The sequence below is a fragment of the Metabacillus litoralis genome (assembly GCF_020524045.1).
GTDB classification, from domain to species: Bacteria; Bacillota; Bacilli; order Bacillales; family Bacillaceae; genus Metabacillus; species Metabacillus litoralis_C.
The window spans coordinates 1-17,023 of record NZ_JAIVKL010000007.1 but is presented as its reverse complement, the minus strand read 5'-3'; the positions used below and the strand labels follow the sequence as shown (position 1 = coordinate 17,023).

The window sequence follows — 17,023 nt, the reverse complement described above, 5'->3', positions numbered from 1 at the left end:
CTGTTTTCGCAAACTTTGTTGCTATTAAATAGCCTAAGCAATCAGCATTGTATTAAGTCTAGTGGCATCTTTTCTCATAAAATAGTACCCTTATATTGGGAAAACACTGTTTTTACTCCAAATTTTGGTTACATAGCAACACTCGTTCAGAAAAGAGCCTTTTATTAAAAGATATACCATATCAATTTATCTCTATCTTTTTGAAGTTGGAAGTTTTATAGTAATTGATGTACCTCTTGAATCACTATCAATCTTCACTTCTCCTTTATGATGTTTAATAATTTCATAACTAACCATCACACCTAGGCCTGTCCCATTTTCTTTTGTGGTAAAAAACGGAGTTCCGATTTTATCTAATACTTCTTTTGGAATCCCTTTCCCTTCATCTATGACTTCTACAACAATATGCTCTTCAACTTGTTTTGCTTTAACAGTAATTGTGCCTCCATCTTTCATTGCTTCAATGGCATTTTTGATAAAATTAATAAACACTTGTTTCAATTTATTTTCATCACAAAATACAATACCTTGTTTTATATGAAATTCAGTACTAATTCTGATATTATGTAAAATTGCTTGAGATTGTGTAAGAGCTACTATATGTTGTAAAATGCTAATAATATTTTTATGCTTAAAATTATTTAGTTGAGGCTTAGCTAGTGCAAGTAGTTCACTCAAAATTAGTTCTATGCGATTGATTTCTGCTGATATAACTGGAAAGTATTCTTGTTTATAAAGATTTCCACCTTCCATTAGTTGTAAAAATCCTTTTATTGCGGTAATTGGATTCCGGATTTCATGAGCGATTCCTGCTGCTAATTGTCCTGCAACAGATAATTTTTCTGAATTAATCATCACTTCATGAGCAAGTTTTTTTTCTGTAATGTCTCTAATAATAAAGTAACTCGCTTTTTCACCTTTAAAAATTGTAGGGATTATTTTCATTTCTACATCGATTTTTGTACCATCCATCTGAATCAACTTCTCTTCATGAAGTGATGATGGTAAGCCTTTTTCTGCATTTTCTAAATACTTTACCAACATTTCTCCTCGTTCTTTAGGAAAAAGTTCATAAATATGATTTCCAATGACTGCTTCCTTACTAGTTGCTCCTAATAAGATACTAGCTTCTTTATTAGCATAAACTAATACATCACTTTGTGTGATGATGATTCCGTCAGGGGAATGCTCTACAAGACTATGATGTAACTTTTCATTTTCCTCACGAAGAGCTTGCTGTTGATTGAACTGTGTCACATCCTTGGCAGTTCCGTAAACACCTATCACCTCATCATCAACAATAATAGGCAAGTTCGTAACCTCTAATTCTAGTATTTGATGATTTTTTGTCTTAATTGTACATTCGTATTTTTGTATATCTCCTTGTACAATTTTTTTAAAGGCAGAAGTAATCTTTTCTTTTCCGTCCAACAGTAGATCTTCAAATGTTAATTGATACAATTCTTCTTTTGTATATTCTGTATACTCTTCACAAACTTTGTTTACTTTAACATATCTGCCATCAAGATCCAGTGCATAATAGCCTTCCGGATGTTCCTCAAATAATGGCTGTTTGAAGAATCCACTTCTTTCGATAAAAACTTCAAGTTTTTCTTTCTGTTTACTTGTCGTTCTAGTAATGTTCATGATGTTCCCCTTCCATGGATCATTCATCACATAGATATTTGTCTCTTTATCTTAAGTTAAATGTCTCATAATGTAAATTTGCATTCTCTTTTTTTATTAAGGGTGCTTCTATCATGTGATTCATTTAAGAGAGGGGTAAGTTCACTTCTATAAATTAAGAACCATAAGAAATATTTGTTAAAAGGGATATCGCTAATTACAAATGTATCCATCATAGTAAAAGTAACACCTCTATCATTTCAATAAATCTAGTAAATCCTTTAGAATCGAAAGAAGGTGTTTTGATAGGTTATTCACTTCATTTCAGCTTCAATATAATTTTTTTTCTATAAAAGCTAGTCACTAACCAAAAAAAAGGTTGAACGCTTTTCATAGCATTCAAACCCTCTTCTTACATTCACGACGGATCTACTTCATCATAAGAAAGTGTGACAACTTTTGTTGATTCATCATTCATCATGTTCTATTTCTTCTTCTGTTGCATTTTGATTTAATTCAGAATCATCATCCATACCAGGTGCAATTTTATTATCTGACACTTGATTTTGATTTTTTTTCAACTTGAACACTCCCTATCAAGTTAAATAGCTCCCTATCTATGCTGTAACTATTCAAAGCGTTTTTTCATTATTTTTTCAAAAAAACATCCTACTATTCGACATCATTGCTTTCTTTATTTATGTATCTTACTAATAAAGCAAAAAAGTCAGCTATCAATTAATTACATCTGCTGAAAAGATATAATTTATTAATATGCTGACTTTCTTCATTTATATTAAAAGTGACAATATGTTTAAATTAGTTATGCATTTGTAGCGTCGCGATTAGAAAGCTTAATTTTTACAGACATTTTTTCTCCTGCTCTATATAAGGTAACGTCTACTTCTTCGCCAATTTCTGTTTCCGTATATAAAATTCTTCTCAAGTCATTGCCACTTGTGATTTCTTGCCCAGCCATTGATACAATAATATCCTTCTGTTGAAGTCCTGCTTCTGCTGCCGGTGAACCTGGCGAAACATTTCCAACAATGACTCCGTCTTTCACATCGTTTGGAAGCTTCATATTTTCTTGTAAATAAGACGCAGGAACCTCACTCATTTCTACGAGCCCTACACCAATAAATGGTCTTTGAACATTACCATTATTCATTAATTCTTCAGCAATAGGAAGAACATCATTACTCGGAATCGCAAAACCAAGACCTTCTATCCCATTTTGACTTATTTTCAAGCTATTAATTCCGATCACTTGACCATTCATATTAATCAGTGGTCCCCCACTGTTACCTGGGTTAATCGCTGCATCCGTTTGTAAAACATTTAATGCCCAATCACCTTCAGATGTTTTCACATCAATTGTACGATCAATTCCACTAATAATTCCTTGTGTGACTGTTCTAGAAAACTCTTCACCTAGTGGATTTCCTATTGCGATAACATTTTCACCCGTTCGTAATTCTTGTGAATCTCCAAGTTCTGCAACTGTTGTCACGTGTTTTGCATCAATTTTTAACACAGCAATATCAGTTAATGCGTCAGTTCCTACTAATTGAGCAGAAACTTTTTCACCATCATATAAAGTTACTTCGATCGATTGTGCCCCTTCTATTACATGATTATTTGTTAACACATAACCAACATCGCCTTCTTTTTTGAAGATAAATCCTGATCCTGTCCCACTTTCTACACTTTGACTTTGTTCATTACCAAAGACATTTCCGCTTTCTTTCATATTAGTAATACCAACAATAGCAGGACCTAAATGATCAACGATATCAGCTATTGAGCCTTTACTAGTAGATAGTTCTTCTGTTGCAACAGAAGAGTTAGTGCTTTTTTCTTGAAGAGATGTTTCGATCACTGATGAACTGTTATTTGATAATGGTTGATTGTCATGTTGATCTGTATAAGTTGTTACACCAAAAACAAGTGCACCTCCAACTACTCCACTTAATATTGATGAAAAAACTGGTTTTACGCTTTTGCGTGATTTTGTTTTATTTCTTGTTATATCTGTTTCATCATAATAACCCATCATGAATTCCTCCAATTTTTATAAATACAGTATTTATTAACTATTAAATAGGCATTTGAACGATATTCACTAGCATTTATTAAGTCTTATGACTTCTAAAAGCACTATGCTTTTTGTTGAAATTACCAAGCATAGATTGCTAAAAAAACTGGCTTTATGCTTGTGAACTTACAAATCCACCAATAACGATTAAAATAAGTAATAAAGAAACTCCAGTAAAAATCACTGCTCTCATTTTCTAACGTCTCCCTTTTCTATCACTTCTTTTTGCTTAATGTAAGAATACAAAAAGAGTTTGGGAGAATGATGAAAGAATTATGGGAAATTGTGAAAAAAAACTCAAATGAAAAATGACGATGTATAATAGCTTTGAGAGGAAGTGAAATAATGAGTTACACCGTTTATTTAGTTGAAGATGAAACAAACTTAAACGAGCTCCTTACGATGTACTTAAAAAATGAAGGTTGGACAGTTTCTTCTTGTTTAACAGGACAAGAAGCAAGAAAGCTGATAAGTCAGCCACCACATATATGGATTTTGGATATTATGTTACCTGACATAGATGGTTACCAATTAATAAGAGAAATTAAGAATGAAACACCAGATATTCCTGTGATCTTCATTTCTGCAAGAGATGCCGATATTGATCGGGTACTAGGATTAGAGCTTGGTAGTGATGATTACATTTCAAAACCATTTTTACCGAGAGAGCTCGTGATTCGAGTTCAAAAATTACTTTCACGAACATATTCTGAGAAAGAAACGAATTCACTTACAAGTTTACCTCCTTATAAAATTGACGAACAAGTTAGGCTTGTCTACTTAAATGAACAGGAACTCACACTTACATCAAAAGAGTTTGATTTGCTTCAGCTTTTTATACACAATCAAGGCCAAGCTTTTTCCCGTGAGCAAATTTTAACAAGTTTATGGGGAGATGATTATTTTGGAACAGATCGTGTTGTTGATGATCTAGTAAGAAGATTGCGTAAAAAAATGCCTGAACTGAAAGTAGAAACAATTTACGGATTTGGATATAGGATGTTAAAAGGATGAAAAATAAACCATTAGCATTTCAAATATGGCTGGTTTTTTCAGGCATCCTTCTAGTGATCTCATTATTATTAATTATTCTATTTCCGACAACTTTACGTAGTTTTTTCACAAAAGAAATCTATAAAACAATTGAAAATGAGCAGCTTGTATTAACGGAATACGGTAATCCTGCTAATAACGCTGCAGAATTTGGTGATAAAAAACAGAAGGATCGCTCTGTTGATCATCTCATTCTGCCTATCCAAAGTCGTTATTTCCTATATTCTGAGGAGCTGCCACTCGATTTTATTAAACAAACTCAACTTTTAGCAGCAAACCAACAAAGTTCAGTTGAACGATATGAAAAGAATTTAAAAAACCAAACGCTCTTTTATGTAATACGCAAAATCATAGTAAACGGTGAGGACAGTTACTTACTCTCCTACTCCTGGGATTCTTATCGAAATGATCTTGTTTACACTTTATTTCGCCAACTTTTGATCATTATGTTTATCGTATTTCTACTAAGCTGGATTCCTTCCATTTGGCTTGCGAGGTATTTAACAAAACCATTAGTAAAGCTTGAAAAACATGTCACAAGCATTTCTGAGCTAGATTGGCATGAACCTGTTGAAGTGGATCGTAATGATGAAATTGGAAAGCTAGGTCATAGCATTGAAAAGATGCGACAACATCTTGTACGTAAAGATGAAGCACAGCAAACTTTATTGCAAAACATATCTCATGATTTAAAAACACCAGTGATGGTTATACGAGGGTATGCGAAGTCAGTAAACGATGGGATTTTTCCTAAAGGTAATTTAACGAGTACCATGGATGTGATTGAAGAAGAATCAGAAAAGCTGGAGAAAAAAATTAAAGATTTACTTTATCTTACAAAACTCGATTTCTTATCAACACGAAAACCTATTAAAACAGAATTTCGCCTAGATCAGCTGATTAATGACGAAGTCGAAAGAATTAAGTGGGCTAAACCTAATCTACAATGGCAATTAAATCTACAGAAAGCCAATACATTAGGTGACCCTGATCAATGGGAAAAGCTTATTGAAAATCTGTTAGAAAATTCGTTACGCTATGCACATCAAACAATCAACATAACTTTATCAAGTGGTGAACATTCCCTTGTCGTAAGATTATGGAATGATGGCCCTGAAATTGATGAGATTATTTTGGATCAACTTTTTGAACCTTTTCAAAAGGGACATAAAGGTGAATTTGGGATAGGTCTCAGCATTGTGAAACGTATAGCCGATTTACATGATGCAAAAGTGTGGGCAGTAAACGAAAATAATGGTGCTGCTTTTTATACAGAAATACCAAAGCAGCTTTAGAGATAGTGCAGGAATCATCCATAAAAGTTAATACATGAATCAGTTAAGCTGCAAATACAAATCTATTGTGCAGCACACACAAAATTCACAGAGAAGGAAGCTGAGCCTCATCCTCGCTCGGCTATACCTGCCTGTTTAGGTGTTAGCTCTTTCTCTACTTTCTTAGCAGTCTTTGTATCTTCCGCTTCATTTCACTGATTCTAAAAGATAGTATGTAAAAAAATACCCGAACGATTAGGCTAAAGAGTCATTGATTGAACCATCGCCTAATCATTCGGGCTTCTTATTAGCTTAAATAGTTATGTTTCAGTCTGACTTTTATCCCTTAGGATAGGTCATTTCCTCTGGGTTTACATATTGATCAAACTGTTCTTCTGTTAATAAATCTAATTGTACAGCTGCTTCTTTTAATGTTAATCCTTCTTTATGAGCTAGCTTTGCAATTTTCGCTGCATTTTCGTAGCCTATATGTGGATTTAGGGCAGTAACGAGCATTAAGGAATCATTCAAATAACCCTCAATCACTGGTAAATTCGCTTCAATTCCTATGACACAATGATCATGGAAAGATGTGATGCTATCTGAAAGGAGCTGTACAGATTGCAGAAAATTATAAATGATCACTGGCTTAAACACATTTAACTCAAAGTTTCCCTGACTTGCGGCAAAACCAATGGCTGCATCATTTCCCATTACTTGAACAGCTACCATTGTTATTGCTTCACTTTGAGTAGGATTTACTTTTCCAGGCATAATAGAGCTTCCTGGTTCGTTTTCTGGAATGGTTATTTCGCCAATACCACATCTTGGTCCACTAGCAAGCCATCTTACATCATTCGCAATCTTCATTAAATTCCCAGCCAATGCTTTTAACGCACCATGTGCGTAAACCGTTTCATCATGGCTTGTTAATGAATGAAATTTGTTCACAGAAGATAAGAAATCTTGCTTTGTGTAATGACTTATTTCTCTTGCTACACGTTCTCCAAACTCAGGATGAGCATTTATTCCTGTTCCTACCGCTGTGCCACCAATCGCTAGATTCTTCATATATGATGCTGCCTGACCAATCATTTCCTTTGTTTGGTGTAACATATGAGCCCAACCACTAATTTCCTGCCCTAGTGTAATTGGTGTAGCATCCTGAAGATGGGTCCGACCAATTTTTACAACATCTGAAAACTGCTTTACTTTTTGATCTAATGTTCCTGAAAGCTTTTCAATAGCAGGCATTAACTTATTATAAACAGCTATTACTCCAGCAATGTGCATTGCTGTTGGAAATGTATCATTTGAGCTTTGACTCATATTCACATCATCATTTGGATGAATCGTCATTTCTTTCCCTTTTTCCTGCAATATTTCATTACCTCTTCTAGCAACAACTTCATTTACATTCATATTACTTTGTGTGCCACTTCCTGTTTGCCATACAACAAGGGGAAAATGGTTTGTAAGTTTTCCTTCTATAATTTCTTCACAAGCAGTTACAATAGCTTCTGCCTTATCTTTATGTAATTTGCCAAGCGATTCATTTACAATAGCTGCACTTCTTTTTAAGATCGCAAACCCAGTAATGACTTCATACGGCATTTTTTCTGTACCAATTTCAAAATTTTGTTTGCTTCGTTGTGTTTGTGCTCCCCAATACTTATCAGCTGGTACTTGAATTTCTCCCATCGTATCTTTTTCTACGCGAATATCCAAATGACACACACCTCCGAAAAATTTAACTTTCTTTTCTATTGTATGGGTTTTTATGGATTTATTAAAGTGAGACATCTTCTAACATGATAAAAAAGCAGACGTAATCTGTACTGCATCCCAAAAATGAACGTGAAATCTCACTTCTGGGGTAACATCAGATTCTGTCTGCTTCATAAAGGATTTTTCCGTCTTTTTCTCCATCTTAAGATAACTACTCATGATTTCACTCGACTTCTTTTATTAAGTCATATTCAATCGTGTTTTTTTCAATTTTATGTTGTAATACTTTTTTCAATTCATCTGGCGGTAAAGGCCGACTATATAAATACCCTTGAATATCATAACAATGATGATCAAATAAAAATTGTGCTTGCTCCTTTGTTTCTACCCCTTCAGCAATAACATCAATACCAAGATTTTTAGCCATTGAAATTAAAGTTACAACTAAAGCATCACTTTGTTTATCAATAATCAAATCGTTTATAAATGATTTATCAATCTTAAGGCAGTCGATCGGCAATACTTTTAAATAACTTATTGAGCTATAGCCTGTTCCAAAATCATCTAAGCTGATTCGAATCCCATGTGATTTTAGATCATTCAATATATTGAGCGTATATGCCGTATTATACATAGCAATTGTTTCAGTAATCTCAATTTCCAGCTGGTTTGGATTCAGACCTGCATCTCTCAAAGTGTTAAGAACAAAATCAACAATATGATCATGATAAAATAATAGCTGTGAAAAGTTCACTGAAAGAGTATGGATGTCATATCCTTCATCTAGTAATCTCTTAAATTGCACACATGCCTTTTTCAATACATACTGATCAAGCTGCACAATAAGCCCACTTTTTTCAGCTACAGGAATAAAGGTAGCAGGAGATACGTTTCCCCTATCCTCTAATGTCCATCTTGCTAATGACTCTACTCCTATAAAGCTCTCTCTTTGAGCATTGTATTTCGGCTGAAAATAAATTTGAATGCTGTCATTATCAATGGCTTTCTTTAATTCTTGCTCTAAGAAAGTAAATTCAATCAGTTCTTGATTGAGTTCTTCACTATAAAACTCATAGCCATTTGGTCCGTTTACTTTAGATCGATAAAGGGCAATATCAGCACTCTTTATAACAACATCTGTTGTTTCTCCATCTTTAGGATAAGTTGCTATCCCAATACTTGTTGTTAAATTCCATTCTATATTTGAGACATGAATAGGTTTATTAAATAAAAGTAAAATCTGTTGAGCCAAATTTTTGATGTACTCTTTCTCTGTTATTTCCCGAAGTAAGACTGAAATCTCGTCTCCACCCATCCTAGCAATAAGACAATTACTAGGCAGATTTGCGATAAATCTATCAGCAATTTCGCAAATAATTAAATCCCCAATATCATGTCCATATATATCATTCACTATTTTAAATTGATCAAAATCCAAGGAAAAGATGGTAAAGCTAGTTTTAGCATTTACTAACTCACTTACTTCTTCTATTAAAAATCGTCTATTAGGTAAATTTGTTAAATCATCATGATAAGCTAAATGTCTTACAAGTTCTTTGTTTGTTTTTTCTAACGTAATATCTTTGAACATTCCATAAACACCAACAACATCATCTTTCACTGTAATCGGAATAATCGTTAAATCCACAATGATTTCTTTATTATTTTTTGTATATAAAGAGGTTTCTAACCGCTTATATTTGTTGCTATAGACACCTTCTAGTATATTGTTATATAAGATATGTTGATTACTATCTGTAATCAAATCAAACTTCTGATCAATCAACTCTTCATATGTAAAATCTAACAACTTAAGTGCTGTGTGATTGGCGCTCTTTATGTAACCCATTTTATTCACTTCAATCACACCACTTGGATTTAACTTAAACAATGACTCATACTGTTGTTTACTTACAGACAACTTTTCCTTTTCTTCACTAAGCTTCATTTCACCAAAGATACTAGGAATAATACCAAGAATAAACAAATACACTAACTCCAAAGCAAACGGAATAAGAATAGTATCCTTTTGTATGACTTGATAATTAGTAGAAATCCCTATATTAGCAATTGAAATCAAAATTATATACGGAATACCTGCAACCGATAAACCAGTAAAAACGCCACCTAATATCGATAGAAAAGTCGCACGTGAATCAGAGACCTCTGTATTGATTTGATAAAACATTCTTAAAGCGGCAGATACAATACCTAAAGTTAGAAAAAAAGTAATAATCATCAATGTAGGGCTAAATCCTAAGGATCCTTTAAAAATGAGCATATAAAGAATACCTTCACCAAACAACAATAACAATGTAAATGATATGACGAGGAAAAAGAATTTTTTAATCGTCACTTGTTCACCATGTTTTGCCTCTTTTAGTACCCAATAAATAGCAATAGTGGAGATTAATAGTGATATAATTAGTCGAAATAGCTCATCATCTATAGACAAATGAAGAGATAAAAGCATACATAATTGAGACATCCAAACAAACAAACTAATAACACTAGCATCTATTAATCTAGCATTTTTCACACCCGTTTTAATACTTCTACATATTCTAAATATATAAATAATTGCTAACACCATTAAAATACTGCTCAAAAGAAAATATGTACGGTCTATTGAACTTAGCAATTCATTTAACTGATTCATCTCAATCACCTAATTCCGCTTCTTAATATCTACAATTTTAACTATAATATAACATATTATGATAGCGCTTACCTTAAAACCATAACAAAAACCGCATTTATCATGCGGTTTTTGTTTAGATATTATAGAATGTATCCCAAATTTCACTATTTCTTGTTCTTTACATCACTTGTAAGCCAGCTTGATTTAAGAAATTCCAAGGTTTGTTATAGTGCGGTTGGAAAAAGAAATCCACAAAGCCTAATTCATCTGTTGTCATTTTATTTTGAATACATACAGATAATGTATTTATAGATTGAGTCACATCCAGCTTAGACATAACCTGTGCTCCAACAATGCGCTTTGTTGTTTCTTCGTAAACCACCTTTAATCTTATATCCTCATAAGATGGCATAAATTCCGGACGATCATGCTCTAAGATTGTGATACTTTTCACATTCATTTCCATGCGAAGTGCCATCGTTTCAGTTAAACCAGTTGTAGCAATATTTTGATCATAGATCTTAATACCAGATGTTCCTTGTGTACCCATATAACGGATCGTTGGTTTTAATAGGTTCTTCGCAACTAACGTTCCCATTCTAACTGCATTTGTTGCAAGCGGAATATAGGCATGCTCACCTGTTGGGTTATAATGAATCGCACAGCTATCTCCAGCTGCAAGAACATCTTTATGACTAGTTACCATATAATCATCTACTTTAATCGCACCATTTTCAAGCATATCAATTTGACCTTTAAATAAATCAGTATTAGGTTTAAATCCAATACATAAGATAACAAGATCAGCTTGATAAGTCCCATGAGATGTTTCAACTGCTGTTACTTTATTATTTTCACCAACGAATTTTGTTACTGATTGACCTAAAGCTAATTGAACGTCACGATTTAGGAAATCATCTTCTACTACATTCGTAAAATCCTCATCCAAATATTTGCTTAATATTCTTTCTTCTCCATCAATCAGCGTAACATTTTTACCACTCATTTCAAATGCTTCAACTAATTCAATTCCGATATATCCTGCTCCGACAACAACAATATTTTGTGCAGTTTTTGCTTTTTCAATAATTGTATTAGCGTGGTGGAAATTTTTACACAATAGAACATTTTCCATAGTAATTCCCTCTATATTTGGAATCACTGGCCAAGATCCTGTTGTAATAACTAGTTTATCAAATGTATCCTCCACTAGTTTTTCTGTTTCCAAGTTTTTAGCTACAATTGTTTTTTCCTCTATATTTACATCAACTACTTCATGCTTCATAAACATATTTACGCCAAGATTCGTTAATTCCTCAGGAGTACAATAAAATAAACCATTAGGATCTTTCACAACACCACCTACATGTAAGGCAATTCCGCAAGATAAAAATGAAATATTATCATTCTTTTCATAAACATTTATATGGGCATCTGGGTATTGCTTCACCATATTAGAGATCGCAGCAGTCCCAGCATGTGTACATCCAATAACAGCAATTTTCATTATTTTTTCCTCCTAGAATTATATCGTCATTTTATTTGTTTTGTTTGTGAAACTTTTCACATAATATTGTGAAGTGTTTCACATTTACTTGATGACTTTATTATATTCCACCTCTTTGATCATTTCAATACTTATTTGTGAATTTTTTCACAAATAAGTATTTTGACAAGGTGTAATCCACTTTTGATGAAGATTACACCTAACATCTAGCAAATATATTTGCTGTTTTGATTAATTTATTTGGACAAATTCAGGATATATTAGATTTTCGACAAAATACGACACCTCATCCACCATCCTATTCTTCCTTTCCATATTCAATCGTTAGCCCATCAACATGCTTTTTGTTCATCTTTTTCTTTTTCCTACGTACATCCTTTGAATCAAACACCTGATCTAGATCATATTCTTCTGGATACAACTCTTCACGATCAATAAAGGGTTTTAGTCTTTTATGATTTAATTTGATTTTTTCTCCTTTCACAAGTATCTGGAAATCTCCTAGATCATTCGCACAAGCTTTGACAATACCTTTTGCTCGCAAATGTGGTATCCATACGGCATCACCTATTTTAAATGGGGTTACAGATTTAGAGTCTTTCTGTTCTTTCTTTATCTGATGAGTTCTTTCCTTTAAGGTAATTTCAGGGATAATATCAATTCCTTGTTTAGACTGTGGATTACCATATGAAATTCGTTTAGCTCGTTTTATAATTTGTTCCGGTATTCCTAGCTTTTCAGCAATTGAGAAGGCCTGACTTTCTCCACCTTTTCCAATAAGAAGCTTATAAAGAGGCTGTAAAGTTTCAAGATCAAAATCCATTGAACCATTTTGAAATCCAGGAGCACTTTCTGCAAAATCTTTTATCTCACTATAATGAGTTGTTGCGATTAACAATGCACCGGAATTGTATAAAGCCTCTAATATAGCAATGGCCAAACCCATTCCCTCGTTTGGATCTGTTCCTGAACCAATTTCATCAAGAATCACAAGTGTCTTATTTCTTGATTGTTTCAGAATGGTTACCACATTTTGAATATGTGAAGAAAATGTACTTAATGAATGCTCAATACTTTGGTGATCACCTATATCAACAAAAATATCATGTACGATAGTAAAAACACTGTCCTTACTTGCAGGAATGTGTAAGCCTGATTGAACCATCATCGCTAATAATCCTACCGTTTTGATTGTAACTGTTTTTCCACCTGTATTAGGACCTGTTATCACAAGTGCACGATAATCAATTCCTAATGTCATAGATAATGGAACTGCACTGGATCCTAACAAAGGATGTTTAGCATTTCTTATATCAAACCCACCATTTCCCTGTACATTCACTTCATTTGCTTTCATGAATTTACTCAGCTTTGCTTTTGCAAAGATAAAATCATACGAAACCATCCCTTCAACATTAATCAGTAGTTCATTTTTATATGTTGCGGTTAAATCTGTTAAGTGTCCGAGAATTTTTTGCATTTCAAGTTCTTCCTCAATCTTTAAATACGCTAATTCATCCTGAAGTTTGTTAAGATCATTTGGCTCCATATATACTGTTTGGCCGCTTGAAGATTGATCTACAATCATTCCAGGGAATTTTCGTTTAAATTCACTTTTTACCGATACTGCGTATCTTCCATTTCTGACTGTAATCACTTGATCTTGTAAATAGCTTGATGAAGTTTTTATCACTTGTGTTAGCTTCATTTTGACTTTTTCTTCAATTGTTTTGATCTTGTTTCTCGTTTTCGTTAAAAATCTACTTGCATAATCATCTATTGAATTGTTTCGAATACAACGGGTAATTTCTTCTGTTAATTCTTCTAACTCATATAAGGAATAAGCGTAAGAACTGATGGTTGGGGCATTATATTCCTGTTTTAACATGAACCGTTTAATTTTTTTCACACTATCTAAAAATGCACTTAAAAATTCAAATTGTTCAGGAGATGGGAGATATCCTTTATCAACTAAAGTAATCATTTGCTCCACACCTTGTAAGGAATGAACAGGTATACTTGCTGACTTTTCAATAATGTTACATGCTTCTGTTGTTTCATTTAACTTTCTTTTTATTTTCATTTCATCTGTTAAAGGTGTTACATTCAGTGCTCTTTGTTTAGCTTCTTTACTCATTGCATAATCACTTAGCAGCCCTAAAACTTTGTTAAATTCTACACTTTCAATTGCTTTATTATTCAATGTTTTAATCCTCCGTTTTTTTAAAAAATATATTGTATAACAAGAATAAATACATTTACTTCAACGCAAAAAGGTGATGAACATAAGTTGTTCATCACCTTTAAAATCTCTTATTAACATACTGCTCCAATTTATTAGTATAAAAACGTACTTCATGTATGCGTTTTAATACATAAAAAAACGCACTTAAACAAAAGTACGAATTTTCATACGAGCACTATGTGAGAGATCACAATTGTGTATGATAACCGTTTTGTTCTCAACCTTCTACATAAGACAAACTCAAATAAACCTTTTCTAACAAAAAGTTTTTAAAGTTGAATGATGTAGTTGAAGTATTTACTTCGTTTAGTTAAGAACAGAAACCCTCACAAAACACATCTCCTAAAATTTGTTACTTTTAAGATAACAGATATTATTTTCAATTGTCAATATAGCTTTTAAAAATTAAAGCCCATTTCTGATTTCTTCAACACTTTTTCCACCTAGAAACGCATGTCCTGTTTTAAAGGTTAAGATCGTTTCAAAGCCAGATTTTTTATAAACCTTTTCCACTCTTTCATTTATTGGCAAAACCCAAAACCTCTCCACTTGCTTTTTCTCTACTTCTCCCTGAATAAAGTGAATAAGCTGTCCAACTAGTCCTTTACCACGATAGCTTTCAATCGTAGCGACACTTTCTAACCGTGCATCTTTGTTATGATAAAAAACACATGCCGTTGAACAAGCTACTCCATCGTATCTTAATAAATAATGTGTATAATTTGGATTGATAAATTCTTCCTCAAATGACTTTTCTCTAATCGACCCACCAAATTCTTGAATTTGACACTCGATATCAATTGCCTCTCGTTTATTTTCTAGTGTGACTTCTTCAATTGTAATATGTTCGCTCTTCTCAATTTCCACTTTTGTTTTCCAAAGTTGGACTGGACTCGAAAACTCTTCAAAGCCAAAGCCTCTTTGTTTCAGTAATGTAATGAAATCTTGATTATTTTCATATTGTGAAAGATAAAATCTTGGAATAATATTCTTGGATTGATAAAAGGATACAACTTCATCAATAATCTGATCATAGTTGCCTAAATATCTAGAGATATGAGCATGATTGGCGTCATAATAATTCGGTTGATTTTCATTTAAAAACAGATAGCCCCAACTCGTTTTGATTTTTGTTGAAAAGGAAGATATATAAGCAATATCTAGAGCTTCAATATAGTTTTCATTCATTTAGGGATTGCCTCCTATAAAACGCTTTTTCTCAATCTTATCAGGTATTGTAGTATATAAGCTACTAAAAAATAGTGAACTTCTATTATCCAAAACTATAATAATGGTATAATTTTAAACGTGCATCTAAGGGGGAGGAATTATGTCTTATTTTCAGCAAGTAGTACAGCACAATATGGCTCCGATAAAAACAAAATTTTTTTATGGTTGGATCATCGTTGCTTTGTCAGCAATGGGGGTATTTTTTTCCGGACCTGGTCAAACCTATACGATTTCACTATTCATTGACGAATATATAAAAGAATTTGGTTGGAGCAGGTCAACTGTTTCGTCTATCTATTCTGCTGCGACATTATTAGCAGGGATTTTATTGTTTCTTATTGGTCGTTTAATTGATAAATATGGCCAACGAAAAATGGTTGTTATTATTGGCAGCATGCTAGCATTTGCTTGCTTTTGGAATAGTTTTGTTTCGAATATGGTTATGTTGTTTATAGGATTTTTCCTTATTCGATTATTTGGGCAAGGCTCCATGACATTGTTACCAAATACATTAGTTCCACAATGGTTTATTAAATATCGCGGTCGCGCCTTCAGCTTTATGGCGATAGGGGGCTTTATTAGTTCTGCAGCATTCCCCATTATAAACGCATGGTTAATTAAAACTTATGATTGGCAAACAACTTGGACTGTTTGGGGAACTCTACTATTCGTTATTTTTGTCCCAATCGCTTATGTATTTACACGTAATAAACCAGAAGATATCGGACTACTTCCTGATGATGCGACTGTGTTAAAAAGAACTGGTCAGGAAGGTCAGAAAGATGAAACGATATTTGAAGAAAACTGGACACTAAAAGAAGCGAGAAAAACAGTTGCATTTTGGCTACTTCTTTTTATCGTGGCTATTCCTGCTTTAGTGAACACAGGATTAACCTTTCATTTAGTATCTATTCTTGGTGAAGGTGGGATAAAACCTGCTGTTGCGGCACTAATATTGAGCTTAATGGCAATCATCGGATTCCCAATTACCTTTATTTCAGGATTTATTTTAGAAAGAGTTAAAGTAAATATATTATTAGCTATTGTGTTTATTGGTGAGATTTTCATGATCATCATTATCTTTTTTACAGATAGCATCACTATGGCAATATTATTTGGTGTAGTTTGGGGAATCACAGGAGGACTAGAACGCATAACACTAGCGATTGTGTGGCCGTCTTATTTTGGAAGAAAACATATTGGTAGTATAAAAGGTGTTGCTATGACGATGATGGTTATTGGATCAGCTTTTGGCCCATTACCTTTCGGAGTAGCATTTGATATGTTCCAAGGATATGAGGAAATTCTTTTAGCCACATTAATTTTACCTGTTGCAGCTGCCATTGCTGCCATTTCAGCAAAACAGCCTGTGAAAAGTGAGACATTGAAAAGTTAAATAATATTGGATGAGGCTGGGACATAATTAAACAAAAAAGACGAATAAATCTAAATTCAGTTAAGCTGAAAGAAACAAGTTCGTTCCATTGCGCTGCAGACACTCCATTCGCCGGGGAGGAAGCTGAGCCCAATGTCATCAAGCTAACCTTACAAATTATGTAAGGTTTTTTTGGACGATTTTCTGTTTGAATCAAGCTAAGTTTAATTGAAATGCAAATGTCAT

Annotated in this window: 10 protein-coding genes; 3 read left to right on the top strand and 7 right to left on the bottom strand. The window is 33.2% G+C overall.

All coding sequences use genetic code 11. From position 1 onward, the window contains the following. Positions 1-192: 192 nt before the first annotated feature. Both LC076_RS12125 and LC076_RS12120 read right to left on the bottom strand, forming a co-directional pair. The gene (locus LC076_RS12125) at positions 193-1,647 is read right to left on the bottom strand and encodes a PAS domain-containing sensor histidine kinase (RefSeq protein WP_226669367.1); all 1,455 of its coding nucleotides are present in this window, start codon (positions 1,645-1,647) and stop codon (positions 193-195) included. 802 nt (positions 1,648-2,449) lie between these two features. Next, positions 2,450-3,685 (bottom strand): S1C family serine protease, encoded by a 1,236-nt coding sequence (locus LC076_RS12120; protein ID WP_226669365.1) that lies wholly within the window; start codon positions 3,683-3,685, stop codon positions 2,450-2,452. Between the two features lie 384 nt (positions 3,686-4,069). On the opposite strand from LC076_RS12120, the gene LC076_RS12115 reads away from it, so the two are divergent. Further along, positions 4,070-4,738, top strand: a complete 669-nt coding sequence (locus LC076_RS12115; protein WP_226669363.1) for a response regulator transcription factor — start codon at positions 4,070-4,072, stop codon at positions 4,736-4,738. Beyond that, positions 4,735-6,072 (top strand): sensor histidine kinase, encoded by a 1,338-nt coding sequence (locus tag LC076_RS12110; protein ID WP_226669362.1) that lies wholly within the window; start codon positions 4,735-4,737, stop codon positions 6,070-6,072. The genes LC076_RS12115 and LC076_RS12110 overlap by 4 nt, the downstream gene beginning before the upstream one ends. Positions 6,073-6,390: 318 nt before the next feature. Here LC076_RS12110 and fumC read toward each other — a convergent pair whose 3' ends face one another. The 5 genes from fumC to LC076_RS12085 form a co-directional block, all read right to left on the bottom strand. Continuing rightward, a complete protein-coding gene (gene fumC, locus LC076_RS12105; protein WP_226669360.1) occupies positions 6,391-7,779 on the bottom strand; it encodes a class II fumarate hydratase in 1,389 nt (462 codons plus the stop codon). 223 nt (positions 7,780-8,002) lie between these two features. After that, positions 8,003-10,438 carry a GGDEF and EAL domain-containing protein gene (locus tag LC076_RS12100; protein ID WP_226669358.1) on the bottom strand — a complete coding sequence of 812 codons (2,436 nt, stop codon included), beginning with the start codon at positions 10,436-10,438 and terminating at the stop codon, positions 8,003-8,005. Positions 10,439-10,598: 160 nt separating this feature from the next. Further along, positions 10,599-11,927, bottom strand: coding sequence for an FAD-dependent oxidoreductase (locus LC076_RS12095; RefSeq protein WP_226669356.1), 1,329 nt, complete (start codon positions 11,925-11,927; stop codon positions 10,599-10,601). A 298-nt stretch (positions 11,928-12,225) separates the two neighbouring features. Then, positions 12,226-14,130 carry an endonuclease MutS2 gene (locus LC076_RS12090; RefSeq protein ID WP_226669354.1) on the bottom strand — a complete coding sequence of 635 codons (1,905 nt, stop codon included), beginning with the start codon at positions 14,128-14,130 and terminating at the stop codon, positions 12,226-12,228. 447 nt (positions 14,131-14,577) lie between these two features. Then, positions 14,578-15,360 (bottom strand): GNAT family N-acetyltransferase, encoded by a 783-nt coding sequence (locus LC076_RS12085; RefSeq protein ID WP_226669352.1) that lies wholly within the window; start codon positions 15,358-15,360, stop codon positions 14,578-14,580. A 142-nt stretch (positions 15,361-15,502) separates the two neighbouring features. Here LC076_RS12085 and LC076_RS12080 point away from each other — a divergent pair, with 142 nt between their 5' ends. Continuing rightward, positions 15,503-16,798 (top strand): MFS transporter, encoded by a 1,296-nt coding sequence (locus LC076_RS12080; protein WP_226669351.1) that lies wholly within the window; start codon positions 15,503-15,505, stop codon positions 16,796-16,798. The last annotated feature ends 225 nt before the right edge of the window (positions 16,799-17,023 follow it).

What these genes read in the sequence shown, in the direction of transcription:
- LC076_RS12125 (WP_226669367.1), bottom strand. Translation starts at nt 1,647, where the DNA reads ATGAACATTACTAGAACGACAAGTAAACAGAAAGAAAAACTTGAAGTT.
- LC076_RS12120 (WP_226669365.1), bottom strand. Translation starts at nt 3,685, where the DNA reads ATGATGGGTTATTATGATGAAACAGATATAACAAGAAATAAAACAAAA.
- LC076_RS12115 (WP_226669363.1), top strand. Translation starts at nt 4,070, where the DNA reads ATGAGTTACACCGTTTATTTAGTTGAAGATGAAACAAACTTAAACGAG.
- LC076_RS12110 (WP_226669362.1), top strand. Translation starts at nt 4,735, where the DNA reads ATGAAAAATAAACCATTAGCATTTCAAATATGGCTGGTTTTTTCAGGC.
- LC076_RS12100 (WP_226669358.1), bottom strand. Translation starts at nt 10,438, where the DNA reads ATGAATCAGTTAAATGAATTGCTAAGTTCAATAGACCGTACATATTTT.
- LC076_RS12095 (WP_226669356.1), bottom strand. Translation starts at nt 11,927, where the DNA reads ATGAAAATTGCTGTTATTGGATGTACACATGCTGGGACTGCTGCGATC.
- LC076_RS12085 (WP_226669352.1), bottom strand. Translation starts at nt 15,360, where the DNA reads ATGAATGAAAACTATATTGAAGCTCTAGATATTGCTTATATATCTTCC.
- LC076_RS12080 (WP_226669351.1), top strand. Translation starts at nt 15,503, where the DNA reads ATGTCTTATTTTCAGCAAGTAGTACAGCACAATATGGCTCCGATAAAA.